Source organism: Acidaminobacter hydrogenoformans DSM 2784, from assembly GCF_900103005.1.
Classification (GTDB): Bacteria; Bacillota; Clostridia; order Peptostreptococcales; family Acidaminobacteraceae; genus Acidaminobacter; species Acidaminobacter hydrogenoformans.
On the sequence record NZ_FMWL01000015.1, the window covers coordinates 15,164 to 36,763 of the forward strand.

General features: G+C 45.6%; 25 protein-coding genes. 4 read left to right on the forward strand and 21 right to left on the reverse strand.

What is annotated here, in order from left to right:
• The first annotated feature begins 21 nt into the window (after positions 1-21).
• Positions 22-1,470, forward strand: a complete 1,449-nt coding sequence (locus BLP63_RS12230) for a tryptophanase (RefSeq protein ID WP_092591992.1) — start codon at positions 22-24, stop codon at positions 1,468-1,470.
• Between the two features lie 198 nt (positions 1,471-1,668).
• Here BLP63_RS12230 and BLP63_RS12235 read toward each other — a convergent pair whose 3' ends face one another.
• The 13 genes from BLP63_RS12235 to BLP63_RS12300 all read right to left on the reverse strand — a co-directional run bounded on the left by BLP63_RS12235 (position 1,669) and on the right by BLP63_RS12300 (position 13,515).
• Entirely contained in the window at positions 1,669-2,853 is a 1,185-nt protein-coding gene (locus BLP63_RS12235) for an acetyl-CoA C-acetyltransferase (RefSeq protein WP_092591994.1), read from the reverse strand.
• A gap of 52 nt (positions 2,854-2,905) precedes the next feature.
• Positions 2,906-3,559, reverse strand: a complete 654-nt coding sequence (locus BLP63_RS12240; RefSeq protein WP_330387152.1) for a 3-oxoacid CoA-transferase subunit B — start codon at positions 3,557-3,559, stop codon at positions 2,906-2,908.
• Positions 3,556-4,212 (reverse strand): CoA transferase subunit A, encoded by a 657-nt coding sequence (locus tag BLP63_RS12245; RefSeq protein WP_278278134.1) that lies wholly within the window; start codon positions 4,210-4,212, stop codon positions 3,556-3,558. The genes BLP63_RS12240 and BLP63_RS12245 overlap by 4 nt, the downstream gene beginning before the upstream one ends.
• A gap of 38 nt (positions 4,213-4,250) precedes the next feature.
• On the reverse strand, positions 4,251-5,063 hold the full coding sequence (locus BLP63_RS12250; protein WP_092591996.1) for a BKACE family enzyme: 813 nt from the start codon (positions 5,061-5,063) through the stop codon (positions 4,251-4,253).
• 37 nt (positions 5,064-5,100) lie between these two features.
• Complete coding sequence (locus tag BLP63_RS12255; RefSeq protein WP_092591998.1) at positions 5,101-6,462, reverse strand: aminotransferase family protein; 1,362 nt, start codon at positions 6,460-6,462, stop codon at positions 5,101-5,103.
• A gap of 93 nt (positions 6,463-6,555) precedes the next feature.
• The gene (locus BLP63_RS12260; RefSeq protein WP_092592000.1) at positions 6,556-7,863 is read right to left on the reverse strand and encodes a dicarboxylate/amino acid:cation symporter; all 1,308 of its coding nucleotides are present in this window, start codon (positions 7,861-7,863) and stop codon (positions 6,556-6,558) included.
• Positions 7,864-8,046: 183 nt separating this feature from the next.
• A complete protein-coding gene (locus tag BLP63_RS12270) occupies positions 8,047-8,391 on the reverse strand; it encodes a DUF3870 domain-containing protein (protein WP_092592004.1) in 345 nt (114 codons plus the stop codon).
• A 390-nt stretch (positions 8,392-8,781) separates the two neighbouring features.
• Positions 8,782-9,219, reverse strand: a complete 438-nt coding sequence (locus BLP63_RS12275) for a universal stress protein (RefSeq protein WP_170829440.1) — start codon at positions 9,217-9,219, stop codon at positions 8,782-8,784.
• A 127-nt stretch (positions 9,220-9,346) separates the two neighbouring features.
• Positions 9,347-10,009 (reverse strand): lactate utilization protein, encoded by a 663-nt coding sequence (locus BLP63_RS12280; protein ID WP_207646464.1) that lies wholly within the window; start codon positions 10,007-10,009, stop codon positions 9,347-9,349.
• 14 nt (positions 10,010-10,023) lie between these two features.
• Positions 10,024-10,773: an AAA family ATPase gene (locus BLP63_RS12285; protein ID WP_330387153.1), complete on the reverse strand. Its 750-nt coding sequence runs from the start codon at positions 10,771-10,773 to the stop codon at positions 10,024-10,026.
• A 43-nt stretch (positions 10,774-10,816) separates the two neighbouring features.
• Entirely contained in the window at positions 10,817-11,704 is an 888-nt protein-coding gene (locus tag BLP63_RS12290) for a DMT family transporter (RefSeq protein ID WP_207646465.1), read from the reverse strand.
• Between the two features lie 45 nt (positions 11,705-11,749).
• Positions 11,750-12,385, reverse strand: a complete 636-nt coding sequence (locus BLP63_RS12295; RefSeq protein ID WP_092592010.1) for a DUF47 domain-containing protein — start codon at positions 12,383-12,385, stop codon at positions 11,750-11,752.
• Between the two features lie 80 nt (positions 12,386-12,465).
• Positions 12,466-13,515 (reverse strand): inorganic phosphate transporter, encoded by a 1,050-nt coding sequence (locus tag BLP63_RS12300; protein ID WP_330387154.1) that lies wholly within the window; start codon positions 13,513-13,515, stop codon positions 12,466-12,468.
• A gap of 354 nt (positions 13,516-13,869) precedes the next feature.
• Between BLP63_RS12300 and BLP63_RS12305 the strand changes: the two genes are divergently transcribed.
• Both BLP63_RS12305 and BLP63_RS12310 read left to right on the forward strand, forming a co-directional pair.
• The gene (locus BLP63_RS12305; protein ID WP_092592012.1) at positions 13,870-14,055 is read left to right on the forward strand and encodes a hypothetical protein; all 186 of its coding nucleotides are present in this window, start codon (positions 13,870-13,872) and stop codon (positions 14,053-14,055) included.
• Positions 14,056-14,245: 190 nt separating this feature from the next.
• The gene (locus tag BLP63_RS12310) at positions 14,246-14,488 is read left to right on the forward strand and encodes a heavy-metal-associated domain-containing protein (RefSeq protein ID WP_170829441.1); all 243 of its coding nucleotides are present in this window, start codon (positions 14,246-14,248) and stop codon (positions 14,486-14,488) included.
• A gap of 113 nt (positions 14,489-14,601) precedes the next feature.
• Here the strand turns inward: BLP63_RS12310 and BLP63_RS17210 are convergent, their stop codons facing one another.
• The 6 genes from BLP63_RS17210 to BLP63_RS12335 form a co-directional block, all read right to left on the reverse strand.
• Positions 14,602-14,724, reverse strand: coding sequence for an LDCC motif putative metal-binding protein (locus BLP63_RS17210; RefSeq protein WP_278278135.1), 123 nt, complete (start codon positions 14,722-14,724; stop codon positions 14,602-14,604).
• A 5-nt stretch (positions 14,725-14,729) separates the two neighbouring features.
• On the reverse strand, positions 14,730-16,178 hold the full coding sequence (locus tag BLP63_RS12315; protein ID WP_092592016.1) for a sensor histidine kinase: 1,449 nt from the start codon (positions 16,176-16,178) through the stop codon (positions 14,730-14,732).
• Complete coding sequence (locus BLP63_RS12320) at positions 16,175-16,861, reverse strand: response regulator transcription factor (protein WP_092592018.1); 687 nt, start codon at positions 16,859-16,861, stop codon at positions 16,175-16,177. The genes BLP63_RS12315 and BLP63_RS12320 overlap by 4 nt, the downstream gene beginning before the upstream one ends.
• 170 nt (positions 16,862-17,031) lie before the next feature.
• Positions 17,032-17,286, reverse strand: a complete 255-nt coding sequence (locus BLP63_RS12325; RefSeq protein ID WP_092592020.1) for an SHOCT domain-containing protein — start codon at positions 17,284-17,286, stop codon at positions 17,032-17,034.
• Between the two features lie 16 nt (positions 17,287-17,302).
• Complete coding sequence (locus BLP63_RS12330) at positions 17,303-17,482, reverse strand: SHOCT domain-containing protein (protein WP_092592022.1); 180 nt, start codon at positions 17,480-17,482, stop codon at positions 17,303-17,305.
• A gap of 218 nt (positions 17,483-17,700) precedes the next feature.
• Positions 17,701-18,426 carry an SDR family NAD(P)-dependent oxidoreductase gene (locus BLP63_RS12335; RefSeq protein ID WP_092592024.1) on the reverse strand — a complete coding sequence of 242 codons (726 nt, stop codon included), beginning with the start codon at positions 18,424-18,426 and terminating at the stop codon, positions 17,701-17,703.
• Between the two features lie 189 nt (positions 18,427-18,615).
• Between BLP63_RS12335 and BLP63_RS12340 the strand changes: the two genes are divergently transcribed.
• On the forward strand, positions 18,616-19,644 hold the full coding sequence (locus BLP63_RS12340) for a DNA-methyltransferase (protein WP_092592026.1): 1,029 nt from the start codon (positions 18,616-18,618) through the stop codon (positions 19,642-19,644).
• 73 nt (positions 19,645-19,717) lie between these two features.
• Here BLP63_RS12340 and BLP63_RS12345 read toward each other — a convergent pair whose 3' ends face one another.
• Together BLP63_RS12345 and BLP63_RS12350 are read right to left on the reverse strand one after the other, a co-directional pair.
• Positions 19,718-20,308, reverse strand: a complete 591-nt coding sequence (locus BLP63_RS12345) for an MjaI family restriction endonuclease (protein WP_207646466.1) — start codon at positions 20,306-20,308, stop codon at positions 19,718-19,720.
• A gap of 143 nt (positions 20,309-20,451) precedes the next feature.
• Positions 20,452-21,531 carry a 4Fe-4S binding protein gene (locus BLP63_RS12350; RefSeq protein ID WP_092592028.1) on the reverse strand — a complete coding sequence of 360 codons (1,080 nt, stop codon included), beginning with the start codon at positions 21,529-21,531 and terminating at the stop codon, positions 20,452-20,454.
• Positions 21,532-21,600 lie beyond the last annotated feature (69 nt).

Sequence of the window (21,600 nt, forward strand, 5' to 3'; positions counted from 1 at the left end):
AAGCATAGGAGTGTTAAGCAAATGGCAAATGTCAAATTTTTCAGCGGCGAACAAATTCCACTTGAAATGCACAAGGTCAGAATCATTCAGAAACTATTTCTTCCCGAAATCGATCAACGACTCCAAGCCATAACTGAGGCCGGCAACAACACCTTTCTCCTAAAAAACAGAGACGTCTTTTTGGACATGCTCACGGACAGTGGTGTCAACGCCATGAGCGACCGCCAGCAGGCTGCCATGCTCCTGGCAGATGACAGCTACGCTGGCAGTGAAACCTACTTCCGTCTCGAAAACAAAGTCAAAGAAATCTTTGGGATGAATTATTTTCTCCCAACCCACCAGGGACGCGCCTGCGAAAACATTATCTCTCAAGTGCTCGTCAAGCCGGGTACTATTGTTCCTATGAACTATCACTTCACAACGACCAAAGCGCATATAGTTCTAAATGGTGGCGTTGTAGAAGAAATTTTCATGGATGAAGGCATAGAGGTCGACAGCACACATCCATTCAAAGGCAATATGGATCTTGATAAACTCAATAAGCTGATTGATGATAATGGCCCAGAAAAAATTGCCTTTGTCCGAATGGAAGCAGGTACAAACCTTATTGGCGGTCAGCCTTTTTCACTTGAAAACCTGACCGAGGTCAGCCAGATCTGCCGCAGCAGCAATATTCCGATGGTTCTGGACGCCAGCCTCTTGTCTGACAACCTCTATTTCATGAAAATCAGAGATGAGCAGTGCAAAGACATGAGCATCCATGAGATTACGCTCAAAATGGCTGAGCTCTGCGACATTGTTTATTTTTCAGCCAGAAAGCTCAGCTTCGCCCGTGGTGGCGGCATTGCCATCCATGACGAGAGCATGTACAAAAAATTTCAGGAGCTCATTCCACTTTACGAAGGCTTCCTGACCTATGGTGGTATGTCTGTGCGCGAAATGGAAGCCATGACCGTAGGACTCGATGAGACCATGGACATGGATATGATCAACCAGGGACCGCAGTTTATTGCCTATATGGTAGATGAGCTGGTCAAGAAAGGCATTCCGGTCGTCACACCTGCCGGTGGCCTGGGTTGTCATCTGGATGCCATGCGTTTCGTGTCACACATCCCTCAGAATGAATATCCAGCCGGGGCCCTCGCATCAGCCCTTTACCTCATCAGCGGCATCAGGGGGATGGAGCGCGGCACTATGTCAGAGCAGCGCAACCCGGATGGCAGCGAACCTTTGTCAGCCATGGAGCTCTTGAGACTCGCTATGCCAAGACGCGTTTATACCCTGTCCCAGGTCAAATATGCTCTGGACAGGATTCAGTGGTTGTATGAGAACCGCGCGCTGATTGGCGGCCTCAGATTTTACGAAGAGCCTAAGGTCCTGCGCTTCTTCTTTGGCAAGCTTGAGCCCGTCTCAGATTGGCAGGAGCGCCTCGTTGAGAAATTTAAGGCAGACTTTGGAGATAGCCTATAGGGGAAAAACCGGAGCGTTAGGCGTTAGGCGTCAGTCGAAGGGGCATTTCCTGGTTGATCCACTTCCTCCACCAAGGTGTTGATTGAACGAAAAAAGACCATCGGCAAGCTTTTCAGGCCTTAAAAGCCTTAAGAGTTGCCGATGGTCTTTTCTCTTCAACCGTCTTCAGTGTATACGAAAGCGTTTTAATTTCATCAATTATTCAATGTAATTCTCAACCACCAGTGCCGTTCCCATGCCGCCACCAATACAAAGTGTCGCCAGGCCATACTTTGATTTTCGTCTTTTCATTTCGTATAACAAGCTGACTAAAATCCTGTTGCCTGATGCACCCACAGGATGGCCAAGCGCAATGGCGCCGCCGTTGACATTGACTTTCTCCATGTCTGTCCATCCCATGTCGCGGCCAACTGCGATGGACTGCGCAGCAAAGGCTTCGTTAGCTTCAATCAAATCGAGATCTGAAACTGTCAGGCCACTTTTCTCCAAAGCCTTTTGGGAGGCTGGCACAGGTCCAATCCCCATGATCATAGGTTCAACACCTGAAGAAGCATAGCTGACAATTCTGGCTAAAGGTTTAAGGTTTAGTGCTTCAGCTTTTTCCTTGGACATAATTAACACCGCAGAAGCCCCATCGTTTATGCCCGAAGCGTTTCCAGCTGTTACAGACCCCTCTCTCTTGAACACAGGCTTCATCTTTTGCAAGCTTTCAATACTTGTCTCACGAGGAAATTCATCTGTGTCAAAGACGGTTTCACCTTTTTTACTTTTTAAAACCACGGGAACAATTTCGTCTTTAAATTTCCCTTCTTTGATCGCCGCAGCAGCTCTCACTTGGCTTCTTAAAGCAAATTCATCCTGTTCGGCTCTTGTAATTTTCCAACGCGTATTAATCTCTTCAGCGGTAACACCCATATGGCAATCATTGAAAGCTTCCTGCAGACCATCTTTAATCATGGTATCCACAAGAACACCGTTACCCATACGGTAGCCATTTCTCGCCTTTTCTAAAGCAAAGGGTGCCATGCTCATATTTTCCATGCCGCCTGCCAGGATACAATCCGCATCGCCAGCTTTGATAATTTGGGCTGCAAGACTGACAGCCCTTAACCCTGAACCACACACTTTGTTTATGGTCATGGCGGGGATGTCTACAGGAAATCCGGCTTTAATCATAGACTGTCGAGCGACATTTTGGCCTTGAGCCGCTTGCAGGACGCAGCCAAAAATTACTTCTTCCACAGTCTCAGGGCTAATTCCAGCTCTCTTGACTGCCTCTTCCATGACAATCTTGCCAAGTTCAACAGCTGGCGTATCTTTAAGCGACCCATTAAAGGCACCTATGGGTGTTCGACACGCGCTAACTAAAACAACCTCTCTCATTTATATACCTTCTTTCAGTGCAGTCAATTTCCGATTCCAAGGTTTCTATGTGTCAAATTTCAATAAGCTTAACTGGCTCTTGAATAATCAAATCCGCATCAGTCGCCGCTCTCAATTCATCCACAGTAACATTTGGTGCAATTTCAAGCACTTTCAGGCCCTCAGGAACGACTTCCATAACTGCCATTTCAGTGACAATTAAATTCACCTGTGCTTTGGCTGTCAATGGCAATGTACATTGCTTCATAATTTTGGGCGTGCCTTTGGCCGTATGCTGCATAGCGACAATAACGCGTTTAGCACCCGTGACGAGGTCCATGGCACCACCCATACCAGGCACCATTTTGCCAGGTACCATCCAGTTGGCGAGATTGCCCTGCTGATCCACCTCCAGTGCTCCAAGCACCGTAGCATTGACGTGGCCACCTCTTATCAGGCCAAAGGAGAATGCACTGTCAAAGAAACACCCACCTGTCAGAACGCTGACAGGCTGTCCACCGGCATTCGTGATCTCCCAATCATAACACATGGCTTCCGGTACCGGTCCTAATCCAATCATGCCATTTTCTGATTGAAAATTCACCTCAATATCAGAAGGGACATAATTGCCGACCATAGTAGGCAAACCAATACCCAAGTTGATCAGATCACCATCTTTAAACTCTTTAGCCACACGTCGCGCAATAAACTCCTTAGAATCCATCATTCTTGATCCCCTCCTACAACGGCACTTACCAAGACGCCTGGAGTCATGACATCATTGGGATGGATCTCTCCAACCTCGACAATTTCCATGGCTTCGACTATGACGTAATCCGCAGCCAAGGCAATGATTGAGTTAAAATTACGCGTCGTCCCATTGTAGTAAACATTACCTTTTTTATCCACTTTGGAACCATAAAGCAGTGCCACATCTGCTCTGAGTGGAAGCTCCAAAATATATTCCTTTCCCTCAATGGTAAGCTTTTGTTTGCCTTCTTCCACGACTGTCCCCAGACCTGTGGGCGTCAGGACCCCACCCAGTCCTACACCGCCCGAACGGATCTGTTCAATCAAAGTCCCTTGAGGGACGAGTACCACTTCGGTTTCTCCCTCTGTCATCTGACGTCCAGTTTCCTTGTTCGTTCCTATATGTGATACAACAGCCTTTTTGACTTGTTTGGACACAATCAGCTTCCCAATGCCTTTATCAGGAAAGGACGTGTCATTTGCTATAACAGTCAAATCTTTGACGCCTTTTTCAATCAGCTTGTCAATCATGCGCTCAGGTGTTCCACACCCGAGAAAACCGCCAATCATAACAGTCATGCCATCTTTGATCTTGAGCGTCGCTTCATCGATCGACATAAACTTCTTCACGAAATCCCTCCTCAATCCTTAAGCATTCATCGAATAAATTACAGGCTTAGGATTCTAACAACATCCTCAGGTGTCGCTATTTTTCTTCCAACAGCATTCGCAATTTTTACAATCCGCTCAACAAGCATTGGATTCGAAGCCGGTACACCTTTTTCGAATTCGACCACATCTTCAAGCCCAGTTCTGACATGACCGCCCATAGCAATCGCCATGGTTAAAAGCGGGACATGACTTTTGCCTACAGCCGTGACCGACCAAGTCGAACCCTCAGGCAAACTGTCCACCATGTACATCAGATTTTTCGGTGTCCCAGTTATGGAACCAGGGACGTTCATAACCAGATTAAAATGCAAGGGCCCTTTTAAAATGCCACGTTTCATAAGGAAATTCGCGTTAGAGATCATGGCAAGATCAAACGCTTCAATTTCAGGCTTAATCCCATTTTGAAGCATCTTAGAAGCCAAAGCTTCGACAAGCTCTGGAGAGTTGGCATTGACACTGCTTGGAAAGTTGGATGAGCCTGTAGAAAGACTCGCCATTTGCACATTTAGGTCCAGCATTTGGCCTCGCCATTCAACTGTATTTTCGCCCCCTCTGGCGCCTGTTGAAAGCTGACGAATCACATTGACTTTCTCGATTTCGAGCAAGTTAATGACCTGTTCGAACAAGCCGCGGTCACTTGTCGGTTTTTGCTGATCGTCTCTGACATGTATGTGCGCTACAGAAGCACCAAGTTCAGCACATGCTTTGATGTTATCAACGATTTCCCTGGTCGTAACAGGCGTGTTTGGATTCATTTCTTTTGTTGGCACGTTACCTGTATGTGCTAAAGTGATAATTAATTTTTCCATTGGTTTACTCCTCTCTGACTCCTATTGGTAAACGGTTTTATAACACGTCATCACATGTCTTTTTGATAGCTGTTTCGAGACCATTAAAGAGCTCATCCACTTCTTCTTTGGTAATATTTATTGGCGGGGTGATTTGGAGATGATCCCCTCTCAGGCCATCTGCAGATCCGCCACCTGGATATGGCACAATCCCTTCGTTGAGACAATGCTTCGTTGCAATAGCGTTTACTTTTGCGCTTGTTTCAAAAGGCATTTTGGTTTTTTGGTCTTTTACAAATTCTACACCGAGCATTAACCCCTTGCCACGAACGTCGCCAATAATAGGATACTTATAAAGAGTTTCAAGTTTGCTTAGCAGATATTCACCTTGCTTCGCGCAGTTTTCAACAAACTTTTCTCGTTCAATGATCTCAATGACTTTTAAAGCTATGCCAGTAGAGAGTGGATTTGAAGCATAGGTATGTCCATGGTGGAAGCTTCCAGAGCCGTTGACCATTATAGTATTGAATATTTCGTCACTCGCTATAGCGGCTCCAATAGGCGTGTATCCACAGCTCATCCCTTTTGCTGTACACATGATATCCGGCACGGCATCACCAAAATGCTCGATCGCCATCTTCTTGCCTGTTCTGCCGAATCCCGCCATAACTTCGTCATCAATCCAAAGCACATCATATCTGGTGCAAATCTCTCTGATCATCTTGAAATAAATTGGATGAGGGTGAACACCCGGTGCAGAGGAACCAATAACTGGCTCGCTGATAAAAGCTACAATATTCTCTGGCCCTTGTCTTAAAATTTCAGCTTCAAGCGCTTCGGCGCATTTGATACTTGTCTCTTCTAACGTCTCGCATCCCCATGGATTTCTGTAATGATAGAATTGAGGAATTTTAGGAAACTGCGCAAGCATTGGATCAAACATTTTTTTCCTGCCGGTGATCCCAGTCATTGCCAATGCCCCTAAAGTATTCCCATGAAAAGATGTCCATTTAGAGATGACTTTCCACTTAGAAGTTTTTCCGCCATCACGTTCCACAAAATACTGTCGCGCTAATTTAATTGCCGTTTCTGTTGATTCTGATCCACCGGAAACGAAATAAACATGATTTAAATCTCCAGGTGTCCATTCACTGACTTTTTTGGCGCAGTCTTCAATAGTATCCACAGTGAATCTCGAAAGGTGGGTGAAAGCTATTCTTTCAATTAACTCTTTAGCATATTCCGCGACCTCTTTATTGCCATGCCCAATATTGGCAACTGCAGACCCTGAGCAGGCGTCCAAATAACGTTTTCCGTTCTCACCGAATAGATAGACACCTTCTCCTCTTTCTATCTTTGGATAATGCCAATTTTGATTTCTGTAAAATACATTGTTTTGAGGCGCTTTATTTAAGCTCATTCAACTCACTCCATTTTTTTGTTTTTATTGATAGGTATGATGTCATTTCAAACGTAATGATTATCTTACAGTTCATTAATGTTTCAAGCTATTCTAATTGGCATCAGCCAAATCTTCTGATACGGACTGCTCTAATTCTGGAATTTCACTTAAGTCATTAAATCGATCTCTGTCAAGCAAACCTTCCATTGAAGAAATACAAACAGATGCGACAAGGTCACCACTTGAATTGGTTGATGTATGTGCCTGGTCAATAATTCTGTAGATCCCTGCAACCAATGCAGTGGCTTCTAAAGGAAGACCCATGGAGGTCAACAGCGTTATACTGATGATTAATCCAATTTGAGGAGTCGCTGCACATCCAACACTCAGCAGCGTTGCAGTGATCGCCAGCATGATTTGCTGAGAAAGTGCCAGCGACACGCCATAAAGCTGCGCCGCGAAGAGGACTATGATGCCAAAGTAAATACAGGTTCCATTCATGTTGGCAGTAGCACCAAGCGGTAATACAAAGCTGGAAATTTCTTTTGGAACACCTAGTCTTGGTGCAATTCTCATAGAAACAGGAAGTGCTGCTGAAGAAGTACAGGTACTGAATGCAACAAGCCAGCTTTCAAAAGCTTTTTTCCAAAATTTTATTGGACTTACCTTGCCTATGAAAATCAAGAAGATTGAATAGACGCCTGCAATCATAATGAAATTCGCCAAATAGTCGACAAAGATAAATTTAGCAACCGGGCCAAAGATTGCGAGCCCAAATTTTGTAATTGCGACAGCCATTAGTCCGAATACGCCATATGGAATAATGACTAAAACAATATTGATGATCTTAAACATGGTCTCTGATAAGTTGGAGATCAATCCGACCAACGGCTTCGCTTTGTTTCCAACCATGATCACTGCTATACCAAATAGAATCGCGAATACAATGACCTGCATCATGTTGCCTTCAACCATTGACAGGAATGGATTTGACGGAATGAGGTCCAGTATGGTTTGATAAGCCCCTGGCAACTCTTTGACTTGAATTTCAGTTGCAACTTCCCCCATCTGAAAACCTGCGCCTGGTTTAATAATATTGCCTAATATTAATCCAATCGTAACCGCGATCATGGCGCTCCCTAAAAAGAAAAGAATAGTTTTTAGTCCAATGTTTCTTAGTTTTTTTACATCACCCAAAGATAAAACGCCATCCATGATGCTGAACAAAACTAATGGAACAACAAGCATTCTAATGGACTTCAAGAAAAAGTCGCCAAGAAACTGAAGGAAAGGAAGGATGCGGTCGTTGACAAGAGGGTTATCTACCCCTCCCATGCCGTTGAGTATGTAACCAAATACAACGCCTAAGATAAGTCCCATAAAAATCTTGTGGTGCAACTTGAATTTCCTTTTTGACATCTTTTCTTCTCCTTTCAAATTTTCAGTTTGGGATAAGGGGAATAAATAAAACAAAAAAATCCAGCAAATAACAGAAAGCCATTTGACTTTCTCTCATTTACTGGATTTTTTATGCTTACAAAAGTGATAAGGTGGTCACTCTCCGCAAAAAAAGCAGTGTATTCAGTTATTATGGCCAATATCTCAGTCTTTTGCAAACTGAGCTTCCATCCAAGCCAAATATTTCTCGTAAGTTGCTTTCAACACGACACATACGGCCTTTTGCGAGGCCCCTAAAAACCGAAATTTTATTTCTTCAATCAGTGGTTCAATGCCCAGCTCTTTAATGGGATATCCCACAATAATGCTCTTCAAAAAATCTTTAGTGTCACTTGTGATCAGCGTACATGACATACCAACAACTATTCCCGTTTCGTAATTGATAATAAGCCCAATATCCAAATTCTGATTTAAATGCGCTGATGGCATTTCACAAGGTAATTTTGCGTATGCACTAAAGTATACGGTGTTTCGATCATAAACGGTCATAATAACACCTTCAACCCTGACCACTCCAAAGTCATCTTTGATTATTGACTGATCAGTATTTTCGTTAGTGAAATGAAAATAGAATAAAATAGTATAAACAAAATATATTTTGACAGATTACCTGATGTAAACTTATCACATTGTTTTATAAATATCAACCTTTTCGAGTGAATTTTCTGATTCTTTCAGATAAGGACAAAATTCAAGGATTCCTCGAAGCCCACTGTTGGTGCTCACCCCCAGCTTATTCAACCAGGCGTTGAATGAACGAAAAAAGACCATCGGCAAGTATTTTCAGGCTCTTTTAAAGTGCCTCAAAACAGCTTTGCCGATGGTCTTTGCCATTCCACAGTTTCACTTAAACGCATCCAGATTTCGTCTGCCTCTCTCTCAACGGATCGTCATCACAGGAATCTCAGCGTGGTGAACCACCTTGTTGGTGACAGACCCTATCAGGACGCGCTTCGCAATTCCCATCCCATGGGTATTCATGACGATCAGGTCATACTGCCCGGATCCAGCCGCCTTCAAGATTTCCTCCGCAGGATCCCCCACAGCGAAAGCCTTCTCAACTTTTTCAATGCCAATGTCCCGCAGCTCTGCCTCTGCTTCATCAAGAACCTCATTGGACGTGGCTTCGAATCGTTCCTTATTCTTGTCGCGGATAATGTAGAGGTCAAAGTGCATGAGGTTATGCTCGACAGGTGCTACCGGGATGACATAGAAAAGTGTGACCTCATATTGCAGGGCACTCGCAAAATCCTTGAGATGGTTTTTCAGGTTTTCGGATAATGTGCCGGAATCAATAGGTACCAACAGCTTCCTCATCTGATTCACCTCCTCTTGGATATTTATACCCTGAGGCGAATAGAATAAGCGCCCACTGGCGTGTGTGCCTGTATATATTTCCCATCCTGCGCCGCTATAAGCGTGACAACCTATGAGGCTGCCAAATCTACAACCCCAGCACTTCATCAATAAGAATAACCTTGATCCGCCCTTTGGGATAGGATTTCTCTGTAATCGTCCAGGTATTGCAGATGCGATCCGGGCTGCTGCAGTCCATGCACACCCCGGTGGCCTGACACGGCATGTGCATGTCCGGATGGCGTTTGGCGTTGAGCGGTGCCGCGTGGTTGCGAATGCGTTCAAAGGCCTCATCGAGGTTTTCGACGAGCTTGTTGACCCCCGCGAAAATCACGACATTCCTTGGGCCAAAGGCAATCCCGGCGACGCGGTTCCCCACCATGTCCAGGTTGACCAGCTGTCCCTTTGCTGTAATCGCGTTGGTCCCAGTCAAAAAAAGGTCCGCGTTCAGGGCCCTTTTGCAGTTATATATATGTTCCCGCCATGTCAGACCCTCTTCGAAGGCTTCAATCACCTGAATACCCTCCGTGGCTCTGACAGCGGGCAGCACCTCAAGGCCCAGCATAGTCAAGGAATCGCCCCAGCCTACGACTTTGGGTGCCAAGGGCTTAAAAATCTGTTTAAAGAAAATCTCCGCGGCTTCCTTTTGATCTTTGGCGAACCAGACTTCAAAATTGCTTTTCCTCAGGTTGCCGATAGTTTTCTCTATCAGCATTTCCTCCATTTCAGGCTTTAAATTCTCTTTGGTCATACATTCCCACCGTCCTATTCAAACAAATATCTCAGCAGCTTCTCAGGGGCGTTCATAAATTCCTTGGTGATCCTAAAATGATCCGTCTCCTGGTACGGGACGGCGCTGATGCCCTCTTCCGACAGCACAAACACCTCCGCTTCAGGAAAAGCCATCAGAATAGGTGAATGGGTAGAAATGATAAATTGGGAATTCCTCTTGACGAGCTCATCCATGCGGTACATCAGCCGCATCAGCCGTGCGGGTGACAGCGCCGCTTCCGGCTCATCGAGAATATAAAGCCCATTTCCCCCAAATCGGTTTTCCACCAGCGACATAAAGCTTTCCCCATGGGACTGCTTATGCAGCGATACCCCGCCATAGCTGTCAATCAGCGGCACTGGATCCATCCCCTCTGCATCCATGGCATCTATGTTGGTCACCACGTTATAGAAGCTCTCCGCCCGCAGAAAAAATCCGTCCTTATGGCGTTTCATCCCCTTGCACACTGTCAGGTGTCTATACAACTCCGAATGTGACTCCTCCGTGGAAAAATTGAAATTAATTGTGCCGCCCTCAGGATTGAAGCCCATGGCAACCGCAATCGCTTCCACCAGCGTGGACTTTCCAACACCGTTCTCTCCCACAAAAAATGTCACGCGCCTGGTAATGGGCAGCGCTTCCATCTGCTTCAGGTGCTTGATGGCAGGCAATTCGTTCAGATAACTGCGCTCTGGCAGGCCGCCCTCCAGCTTGATGCCCGTTATGTAGAGATCACTTATCACAGTGACGGTCACCTCCATTTGTCTTAACGTCCCTGATGATTCCCTATCCCACGCCCCGCCGCATCGGAGTCAGCCGGCGCATGCCCGCCAGCTGTGAGTACACGACTCCGGCAAAAATCAGTGCTGCACCCACGTAACCCCGGCCGGACAGGATCTCACGAAGGAAGATATACGACAGCAGTGCCGAAAACACCGGCTCCAGGGAAAAAATCAGCCCAATCTTCTCCGAGGACGTGTACCTCTGGGCCAGGGGCTGAGCCACGAAGCCAAAGGCGCTGCACACAATGCCCAGCCCAAGCATGGCGCCCCACTGGAGTCCAGTCCCGGGCAGCTTTGGCGTCTCAAAGGCAAGCATAAAGCCCGCGCCCAGCAGCGCCGCCACGCCCAGCTGAAGGATGCTGATCAGAAAGCTGTCGCCCTGCTTGGCGATCCGGTCAAAAACAATGATGTACACGGCGTAGACAAACGCGGCCAGAAGGCAGTACGCTGCGCCGCGATCCAGGGCCAACCCTTCTTTCACCGTCAGGAGGTAAAGCCCAACTACCGCCAGCAATATGCTGAACGCAATGTTTCTTCCCGGCAACTTCCGCCTGATCAAGGCTTCCAGGATGGGCACAATGACCACGGTTGTACTGGCCAGAAATCCCGCTGTCGATGCAGTTGTCAGGCTGACGCCAACGACCAGGGCCGCGAAAATCAAAAAGAGCAAGGTCCCCATCAAAAGACCCTTTCCAAGGTCATCCGCTTTAACCCCTCGAAACCTGGGGAAGAAAATCAGCATCATAGTAATAAAAGCGATGCCAAAGCGCAGTGCTATCAAGTTAAATGGACTGATCCCCTCAAGCCCAACCTTCATCAGGAGATAAGAGGATCCCCAGGCCAGTGTCACTACGGCCATGAGGAGCTCGGCCCGTCTGCTGTTCATTTTCATGTCTACCGACCTTTCGCTTGCATATACTCAGAGAATGAGGTCTTATTACAGATTCTTGATCATAATCCGTTCCAAGTTATTTGTCACTGTCTTGCAGTTGCTGGTGCAGCATTCAAACCGTTTTAACAGCTCGGTATATATAAGAATTTCCACTGGCTTCCTGTCTGTAACATAATAGGTCTTCAAGGCTTCAATATAATGGTTTTTCCCTTTGGACTTCAACCGATTTACAGATTCCAACTGGGCCCTTAAGTGCTCAGTCTTCCTGTAGTCCTCAAAGGTTTCCACCGCCAGATTCATCTGTTGACAGCTTTGGACAATCAGATTCGCAAAGCTCAGGATCTCCTCGTGAATTTCATGAATCCCCTGAAGGTCGATAAAAATCAGAACCTCTTCTATACTGTCAATCACGTCATCAATATCATGCGACAGAAGGAAAAGATCATCTTTGTCAATTGGCGGCAGAAATTCCTTTGTCAGCTTTTTAAGCATTTCATGCTTGTCAACATCAGCCTGATGCTCAATCTCATGCATTTTTACCAGGTACTCTCCGAGCATGGCAGCCTCAAAGGTTTTCAGGACTTCTTCCAGATATTCAGCAGCGGTAAGCGCATGCCGACTTAAAAGAGAAAGTTCCTTGAAGTAATTGACGGACTCTTTATTTCGAAAGTTGAATTTCATGACGATATCCCCCCTTAGAAGCTTACTGGAGCTATTCCAAGACGCGTTGTTAAATCATTGAATCCTTGAAATCATTGAAATCATTGAAAGACGTTAAGGAAAAGATAAGTCATCAAATAGCCCAGCATCCCGCAGCCTGGAAAAGTTAAAATCCAGTTGAGCGCCATCTCACCCGCTACGTGCCAATTAACTTTGGAGGTTCGGCGAGCAACACTAACACCCAGCATGGCGGTCATCTTAGTATGGGTAGTACTCACTGGAAAGCCCAGTACAGAGGAGAGAAAAAGACTGAACGAAGCTGCAGCATCAGCGGAAAAACCCTGATATGGCTCCAGCTTGACCATTTTCAGCCCCACTTTTTTTATGATTCTCCTGCCACCAACCGCTGTCCCGGTAGCGATCGTCAATGAACAGAGCAGGATCATCCAGAATGGAATATCAAATTCCGCTGTAGAGCTCTCGCCCCCCACCAACAAAATTCCCAGAATTAATACCCCCATGAATTTCTGGCCGTCCTGGGCGCCATGCATAAAAGCCATCCCTGCGGATGCCATTACTTGGGCAGTCTTAAAAAATGGTGTAGCTTTGCGGCGATCTACATGACGAAAGAACAAAACAGCGAGCTTCGCGAAAAAAAAACCTCCTAAAGTCCCAATAGTGATTGAAAATACAATACCATACAAAACTTTAATCCATTCGCTGCCATTGATGCCTGCCAAGCCGCCCTGGAGCGCAATAGCAGATCCGGAAATCCCGGCAATTAACGCATGGCCTTCGCTGGTGGGCAGACCCAAGGACCAGGCCGTCAAGGACCAAAGGACGATGGCTACCATTGCAGCACAAAGCGCTACCAAAGAAGCCTTGAGATCCCCCCTGAAATCCACCATTTTATAAATCGTTTGGGCTACCCGTGAATTGATAAGTGTCATAACCAACACACCAAAAAAATTAAAAATAGCGGCCATTAAAATAGAGTTGTCCATGGATAAAGATCTGGTCGAAACGCAAGTCGCAATAGCGTTAGGCGCGTCAGTCATCCCATTGACGACAATGACACCCAGCGTCAGCAAAACGGCAACGGACAGTGCAGGATTCGAGATCATTTGACTCAGGAAATCAATAAATCCCACGGCTCCACCCCCTATACCTCTGAATTTCTGAATTTCTGAATGTGAAAGATATGATAAAAACTTGATCTAACAAACTTGTAAACTCATATACCCGGTCGTAAAGAAGTTACCCAAAAAAGGGAACTCGGGGTGGCGAAAGTACTGTGGATAGGGCCTATCACGCCCGTTTCACCGCCCGTTTCACCGCACGTTTTTCCCACACCTATCCCCTCTGACGTCTCGCCCACAGAAATTTTTACGTCAAAAATAAATCCCTTTATCCATACCATAATTTTGCCACAATTTTCTCGTATAAATAGATAGAACTAAAAATTATAATCAAAAAATAATGATCGAATCCCGAGGAGGACTCCAATGAAAAAAGTGTTGTCACTGTCAATTCTGAGCCTGATTATTATGGCCTCAGCCAGCTCCGGCTTTGCCGCAAATAATGTTTCCAGCATGGCGACAACCAAGGGCGGCCAAGCAGTAGCACAGTGTGCCCAAACCATGGCGCTTGGCATTTCACAATGTCTGCAGATGCCAGAATGTACTCACTAATCCCAATATCTTGATAAGGAAAGGTTCCCCATACAGCGCATGAGGAACCTTTCTCAATTTTCAAATCATGATCCGTTTTACATAGGCTTGATTTCACGCATCGTACCAACCCTCCTGAACTTATCTGTTCCCGCTGGTCATTCACCCCTCACGCCAAAATTCAAACCTAACCCGGAGGATGGAACTCACTATGAAAAACGAACAAAAGCTACGTCACTTAAAAGTCTCTGGCATGACTTGCCGCGCCTGCGAAGAAAAAATTGAGCGCAGTTTGAGGCAAATTGAAGGCATTGTCAAAGTCCGCGCGGACAGACATAAGACTTTAGGGACATATAGCTGGGGACAGGGACACGTGGTGCGGGACAGGGACACATGGTGCGGGACAGGGACTTCCCAGAGATTTCCGCAAAAAAACCATCGGCAAAAATTTTGATCTTTAAGCTTTTAAAAGCCTCAAGACCCCTTCTGCCGATGGTCTCCCATCCCAACACTCAACAAAACCAACAACCGTGAGAAATCGCGCCTTCTTCACGCAAACTCCACTGGCTATTTCTCAGTCGCCTCTTTCAACTCACAGCAATTCAAGCCGCCTTCGCCGTAAGTTGATTTGTTTTGCGCCGCTAAATTTCGCAAGAACTTTTCCCATATTTTCAATATTTTCTTTAACAAAAGGCTCACTCCTCATCCATTTCCAGGGGGATTTCAATGATTAAAGTCGTTCCAGCACCTACCTTCGATTGAACATCTATGGATCCTTTCAACCGATCTACATTCTCCTTGACAATATAAAGCCCGAGGCCTTCTCCTTTAATCTCCGAAGTCGCGGCGCTGCGATAATAAGCATCGAAAATTTTATGAAGCTCTGCATCCGGAATGCCCATACCTGTATCCTGGATCTTCAGGATTACGCGCTCATTCAGCTTCCAATAACTGATTTTGACAACACCGTTCTCCTGTGTGTATTTATAAGCATTCATCAAAATATTGTAGATGGACTGACTCAGCTTATGCTTATCCGTCTTTAGCATGATTTTCTCGTCTGATGCCAGCGTTAATTCAATTTTTTTCTTTCTAAACTGCGCCATAAGCCCCTGATGGATCTGGCTCATCAGTGCATGCAGCTCAAAACGTTCTATCTTTAGTGCATCCATTTCCGTCCCGGCATCAATCATTGAGCTCATGTTCGCAATGATTGACTTAATATCATTTATTTGATTTTGGCAGACCATCAGTTCATCATCAGTGACTTCAATAATGCCATCCTGTATCGCTTCAAGGTGGGACTGCAAAATGGTCAGCGGCGTCCTCGTCTGATGGACAAGCTGATCTACCAAAGTCTTTCTGGTTTTCTGCTTAAGCCGCAGTCTTGCATTCAGTTCCAGTAAGCTTTCCCTGATTGCATTGATCTCCTTGATGTCACTTGAGACATAGCCCACATCTTTACCCATCTGAATATCCGTCGCCAGCTGTTCGGTCTCTTTCAGAGAAGTGCTCATTTTTTTGCTCACATAAATGCCAATAAGCACTGCGATCAAAATAGTGATCCCAAAAGAAGCCACGCTGTTCACCAGCAGTGCGGATTTAAATTTTTGTGCGACAAACGAATTCTCAGCAATGTTATGGATCGTAATATTGACGGTCCCAATGACCTGTCCACCTGATTCGATTTCAAATTGACGCGTCTCCTGAGTGGAAAGGTCTGTGACTCGTCCCATTGGCATTCTGCTGAAACGGCTCCCCATCATGGGCATGTCCAGAAAATTTTCCCTTCCCACATCAGCCAACAAGTTGCCATCCTTATCATACAATTTTATTTCAACAATGGGATCATTCAGATGAGACTCGAGCTCTATGGCCATCTGCCTCAGAGAAATCTCTTCCGATGATAGCGCAGCCGTCGCATAGTCTATGATCTCACTGACATGCAGCTCATAGCTCACTTTCAAATAATCCGCAAAATAGCGATCCGTCAGAAAGGTCAGAATCAACGTATTAACCGTTATGACAAGGACTGTCACAAGGATCAGAATCTGGAGCCATAGTTTCCTCAGTGTCAAGGGCTTGGTTCCGGGCTTGGTTCCGGACCTGGCTCTGGTCATGGACTTGGTCTTGGACTTTATCATCTGTGATCATCTCCATCAAAAACATAGCCCTGCCCATACTTTGTCTTCAGATATTCCGGTTTCTTTGGATCTATTTCAATCTTTTGACGAATCCTTTTGATATAGCTGTCAATGTTTCTATCGAAGCCATCATACCCAACACCAAAAACCATCTCAATCAATTGCTCTCTCGTAAGAATTTGATTCATGTTTTTCATCAGCGCGTGTAAAATCTTGAACTCCGTTGAGGTCAAGTCTATTGCTTCACCGTTTCGTACCAGCTTCATTGAGGACGTGTAAAGCTGAAGACTTCCTGAAGAAATAACGACTTCATCTCCAACATTATAGATTCGTTTAAGAAAAACTTTGACGCGTTCGACCAGCTCTCTTGGACTGAAAGGTTTTATGACATAATCATCCGCGCCAATTTGAAACCCCTTAAGCCGGTCTACTTCATCCTGTTTTGCGGTAAGCATAATAACCGGAACTTGTGAGACCTCCCGAATCCTCTGCAGAACCTCATAGCCATCAATCCCAGGCATCATAATGTCTAAGATGACAAGGTGGAAATGCTGTTCAGAAAACATTTGCAGCGCTTCAAGCCCATTCTCAGCCACATGGCACTCAAAACCATTCTTCTGCAGATATTTTACAACTATGGAGCTGATTTGAGACTCATCCTCTACAACCAGTATTCTAATCACATTTCCACCTGCCTTTAATGTTGACTCAGTTTCGTTCTTCTCTGCAAAGGCGTTGCCGGACTTTTAGCAATACCGCCTTTTCATCATAATACCATATAGAGCAGCAATGGCGGGAATCCTCATTGCAGATTTGACAAATCAAATCCCCGCACCGTTAATCCTCTGAACGCTTAACGCCGCTCAATCACACTCTTGCGCTTAAGATAATCTTCTTCTGAGATTTCACCGCTGACATAAAGTCTCTTAAGTGTGTCGAGGACATCATCCTGCGACGCGCGCTTTTTCCTTTTTAGAACAACCAATACAACCGCCACGACCAACAGTACAACTACGGCGAGCATTGCAAAATGCCATATTCCAAAATAGCCGCCCCATAGGCCAAACCTGCAGCCTCCGTTTCCAAACCAGTTATAGCCATACATCATTGTGATTCACCTTCTCCTATTTTATGGTTTCTTTCATTTGGAGATACGTCTTCTCATCAATTTCGCCTTTAACATAACGCTCTTTTAGAAGCGCTTCAGCAGATTGATTTTTTTGAAACGTGACTTTATTTGACCCGTTGTCATAAAAGAAAAAGTACACCAGTGCCCCTATTGCAATAATTGGCAGCAGCATCATAAGTCTTCCCTCCTCCTATATTTCTATATCTCTATTATGTGCCAGAAATATGTCACGAATATGACTTCTATGGATTTTCGGGCAAAGTCTCTATGCTCCGCCTTTTTGGGGCAAAAGAAGACCATCGGCTAAAAGTCTTGTTCTTAAGGCTTAAAAACCCCCAAGACCTTTTTGCCGATGGTCTCCCATCCCAACATCCTCTCACAGTTTCCTTCACGTCACCCCTGAACCGTCGACCGTCCACCGTCCACGCCCAAAATCTGCCCGGTAATCCAGCCTGCTTTGTCTGAGATTAAAAACGCGGTGAGCTCAGCTATGTCCCCCGGCTTCCCAAGCCTCTTCAGCGCATGAGTCTTTGCAATGGATTCCACCGTCTCTGGGCTTTTAATGATCGCGGATGACAAAGTGCTGTCCTGCAGCAGCGACGGTGCAATGGCATTCACGCGGATCTGAGGCGCCAGCTCCGCAGCTAAGGCTCTCGCCAAACCTTCTACAGCACCTTTAGCCATACTGAGTGAAGCATGCATAGTCATTCCCTGCTGGACCGCGACGCTGGAGTAGAGCACGACTGAAGCCACTCCTGGATGCTTCTTCAATGCAGGCAGCGCAGATTGCACCGCTAAAGCCGCCCCCAGGGCATTCAGCCTGAAGTCCGCCAAAAAATCCTCCTCTTCTAAGCGACGGAAGGACTTGAGGTTGATGGAACCGACAGCGTAAACCATCCCAGCCAGCGCTTTGCCAGCATCCTCCGCCACCTGCTTGAAAGCCTGCGGGTCCCGGATATCCGCGACAGTATAACTTGCGTCAAGTCTCTCCGCAACTGATTTAAGCTTCTCTTCTGTCGAGCCCACCAAATGGAGGTCGTACCCTAACCCCTTGAGGATCTCAGCACTCGCTGAGCCCACCGCCCCACTGCCACCATAGATCAATATTTTTCCAGTCATAATTCTAACCTCCCGGCACTTATAACGTTGGTTAATATTTGTTTTTTGGAGTGCTTTCTGTGTATACCCTGAAAATACGTACTATATTCTCGCGCTTAGATTTGCGAAATGTACTGCTTGTGATATTATTAAAACGGCACTTCCCTCATCTCAGTGCCATTAAACGTCGCCATTAAAAAGGGGTACACAATGACACAGCACAAAATCATAGTTGGGAACAGCAACACTTTATCCGCCATACCTGACGGGTCTGTCCATCTCGTAATAACGTCGCCACCCTATCCTATGATCGAAATGTGGGATGATATGTTTTCTCGTCAAAATCCTGAAATCGCTGATGATCTGGCTGACGGCAGAGCCATGGATGCATTCAATAAAATGCATCAGCTTCTCAATGCAGTTTGGGCGGAATGTGACAGGGTACTTGCAGACAGCGGCTTCGTCTGCATCAATATTGGTGACGCGACGCGAACCATAGATCAAAATTTTCAGCTCTTTTCCAATCATACCGCCATCATCAATTTCTTTTCCCAGCTGGGCTACAGCGTTTTGCCAGACATCCTCTGGCGCAAGCAATCCAACGCGCCAAACAAGTTCATGGGATCAGGCATGTATCCCGCCGGCGCGTATGTCACCTATGAACACGAGTACATCCTGGTCTTCAGGAAAGGCGGCAAGCGGATCTTTAAAGGCGAAGAAAAGCGCCTTAGACAAAAAAGCGCTTACTTCTGGGAAGAGCGAAATATCTGGTTTTCTGATTTGTGGGACATTAAAGGCGCCTCCCAGTCCATAAAAGGACTCAATAAAACCAGAAGCAGAAACGCCTCATTTCCTTTTGAAATCCCATACAGAATTGTCAATATGTATTCGGCTGAAGGGGATACCGTGCTTGACCCATTTGCCGGGCTCGGTACGACCACTTTGGCATGTATGGCTTCTAACCGAAACAGTCTTGCCGTTGAAATCGATCAGGAAATTGCAAATTTGGCATTAGAAAATCTCCGTATTTCACCTGAAGCCATCAATAAATTAATTGACGAAAGATTGCAAAGACACACAGACTTTATCCAAGCCTTGCCGGATGAAAAACTTGAAAAATGCTATCGAAATGAACCCCATGGGTTTTTGGTGAAAACGAGACAGGAAACGGCAATACACCTCAATAAAGTGGATCATATTGAGTTTGGAGAAGATTTGATTCAATGTTATTACAAATAGTTGAACCCACCAGACAAAAAGCTGGCGTGTGGACCTTTATCGTAGGTCCCTCACGCCAGCTTTTGAATTTCTGCTATTCTTCAACTTCAATACTCAATCCCGTTTTGGTTTTGGTGTAGTAAATCATCTTTTCACAAATCTCTTCGGGAAGCCGTTCCATATTTTTATAGGTGTGCGGCTTAATGGAATAAGGCGTAGCGCCAACATACCCGTCTATACCAGTGGATTCTTCCGCAGGCGTCGCAAGACGGTATGACGCCCTGCGCTGTTCAGCGAGTGAGGCTAATATCGCACGCTGAACGTATAAGCCATTAAAGGTTTTGGTTATGACGAGATCCTCTACCCAGGCTTCTATCATTTCACGATCAATCAGCTCAATTGCACTACGAAGATTCTCTATCTGAGCTTCAATTTTGTCTGCTGCTGTATCAATCGCCATGGGATGCCTTTCAATATACCATTTTCTCCAGTTTTCAATAGTCATGTCTTCTCCTGACTCCTGAAATTCCGGAAAGAGATCAGAAAGCTGCCCAACGATCCGCGGCCGTGTCCCTTGAGCATTTTGATTAGCCCAATTTATCAGTTGAGAAGTGTACTTTGGAAACCTGGTGCCTTCACTATCATTGAAGCTCATAATGCTTTCATTTTTCAGCGTATATTTCAAGTTTCTGCCTCCTTGTTATAGAAAAATGTATGAAATTATGTCGTCCTCTTTCCTATCATACTACTTTGGTTTTTAATTGGGAATCCGTCTATGGAACTCTATACATGCACCTTGACCTTGACCTGCACCTCTCCCCTACATTTTTACACGCCCGCTGCCTTTTTTGACTTCGTGTTCAAAAAATATGTCGTATACGCCAACGTCTGTGTCGGACAGGTATCCACGCAGTGGCCACAGCCCACACAGTTAAGCGACGTCACCGGTTCTCCTGCCGACGCCTTACTCATGATGTCAATAGTCATTGGACACGTGGCGTTACACTGCCCGCAGCGGATGCAATTTGAACGATTTGTCACAATCTTCTGCCCGGACAGCTTCCCGAGCAGCCCCAGCACCGTGCCCAAAGGACAATAATAGCAATAGCCTCTTCCCGTAAAAACAATCCAGAAAAACATCATCATAAGCAGCTCCGCAGTGAGATACTTATAGATTTCCAGTTTGCCCATCAGTATGTAATCATCAAAAATAGAAATACCAAATAAAAACAGCACCCAGTAAAACGTAAAAAATAGCGCCATTATTAGAAATAAGACTTTCAGGACCCAAAAAATTCTCAAGGTATGGGCACGAGGCTTTTTCCTGCGCCCAATCAAAGGAAACGCAGGCTCAAACACCTCAGAGGCAAATCCGTTGAACAGGCAAATGGTCGAGCACTGCCAGCGCCTGCCAAACAGCAGCGTCCCCAAAATCACAATGCTGCTTGCAGCGACATAGAAGACCACGGCGGAAGCAACCCCCGCCGCGCCCCAAAGCGGGAATCTGCTCGCATAGAAAGAGGATCCTTCATGTAAAAGCTGCAGCGGCGTCGTGGTCCAAGGCAGCGGCATAGCAAAAAAATATAATTCATTGTTATTCAAAAGAAATGGGGTAAAGATATGTACAACCAATGCCGCAAGGATAAACCCCTTCAAATTTCTTTTTCTCATGGTTGTACGCTTGCTTTTGTTTATAATTCTAAGGGTCAGCACACTCCCAATTATTATAAATAACGTCTTAATCCAGTTTTCATAGAAATGCCAGGCGCTCGTAATAAAATTTGCGACAGACTCCGGCGCAGTTTTGACATAGCCATAATTTAATCCGGCAATAACAATGCACAGTATAATGTAAACCCAGAGAATGGTTTTTAAGAGGACTAATTCCTTGTTTTTTTTCTTCAGCATACTCAAGCTCCCCAGCCAGGAATATCATTTGGAACAGTGTGATCAGAACAGGTCTTGATTCTGATATTG

What these genes read in the sequence shown, in the direction of transcription:
- BLP63_RS12230 (WP_092591992.1), top strand. Translation starts at nt 22, where the DNA reads ATGGCAAATGTCAAATTTTTCAGCGGCGAACAAATTCCACTTGAAATG.
- BLP63_RS12235 (WP_092591994.1), bottom strand. Translation starts at nt 2,853, where the DNA reads ATGAGAGAGGTTGTTTTAGTTAGCGCGTGTCGAACACCCATAGGTGCC.
- BLP63_RS12240 (WP_330387152.1), bottom strand. Translation starts at nt 3,559, where the DNA reads ATGATGGATTCTAAGGAGTTTATTGCGCGACGTGTGGCTAAAGAGTTT.
- BLP63_RS12250 (WP_092591996.1), bottom strand. Translation starts at nt 5,063, where the DNA reads ATGGAAAAATTAATTATCACTTTAGCACATACAGGTAACGTGCCAACA.
- BLP63_RS12255 (WP_092591998.1), bottom strand. Translation starts at nt 6,462, where the DNA reads ATGAGCTTAAATAAAGCGCCTCAAAACAATGTATTTTACAGAAATCAA.
- BLP63_RS12260 (WP_092592000.1), bottom strand. Translation starts at nt 7,863, where the DNA reads ATGTCAAAAAGGAAATTCAAGTTGCACCACAAGATTTTTATGGGACTT.
- BLP63_RS12270 (WP_092592004.1), bottom strand. Translation starts at nt 8,391, where the DNA reads ATGACCGTTTATGATCGAAACACCGTATACTTTAGTGCATACGCAAAA.
- BLP63_RS12275 (WP_170829440.1), bottom strand. Translation starts at nt 9,219, where the DNA reads ATGAGGAAGCTGTTGGTACCTATTGATTCCGGCACATTATCCGAAAAC.
- BLP63_RS12280 (WP_207646464.1), bottom strand. Translation starts at nt 10,009, where the DNA reads ATGACCAAAGAGAATTTAAAGCCTGAAATGGAGGAAATGCTGATAGAG.
- BLP63_RS12290 (WP_207646465.1), bottom strand. Translation starts at nt 11,704, where the DNA reads ATGAAAATGAACAGCAGACGGGCCGAGCTCCTCATGGCCGTAGTGACA.
- BLP63_RS12295 (WP_092592010.1), bottom strand. Translation starts at nt 12,385, where the DNA reads ATGAAATTCAACTTTCGAAATAAAGAGTCCGTCAATTACTTCAAGGAA.
- BLP63_RS12305 (WP_092592012.1), top strand. Translation starts at nt 13,870, where the DNA reads ATGAAAAAAGTGTTGTCACTGTCAATTCTGAGCCTGATTATTATGGCC.
- BLP63_RS12310 (WP_170829441.1), top strand. Translation starts at nt 14,246, where the DNA reads ATGAAAAACGAACAAAAGCTACGTCACTTAAAAGTCTCTGGCATGACT.
- BLP63_RS12315 (WP_092592016.1), bottom strand. Translation starts at nt 16,178, where the DNA reads ATGATAAAGTCCAAGACCAAGTCCATGACCAGAGCCAGGTCCGGAACC.
- BLP63_RS12325 (WP_092592020.1), bottom strand. Translation starts at nt 17,286, where the DNA reads ATGATGTATGGCTATAACTGGTTTGGAAACGGAGGCTGCAGGTTTGGC.
- BLP63_RS12330 (WP_092592022.1), bottom strand. Translation starts at nt 17,482, where the DNA reads ATGATGCTGCTGCCAATTATTGCAATAGGGGCACTGGTGTACTTTTTC.
- BLP63_RS12335 (WP_092592024.1), bottom strand. Translation starts at nt 18,426, where the DNA reads ATGACTGGAAAAATATTGATCTATGGTGGCAGTGGGGCGGTGGGCTCA.
- BLP63_RS12340 (WP_092592026.1), top strand. Translation starts at nt 18,616, where the DNA reads ATGACACAGCACAAAATCATAGTTGGGAACAGCAACACTTTATCCGCC.
- BLP63_RS12350 (WP_092592028.1), bottom strand. Translation starts at nt 21,531, where the DNA reads ATGCTGAAGAAAAAAAACAAGGAATTAGTCCTCTTAAAAACCATTCTC.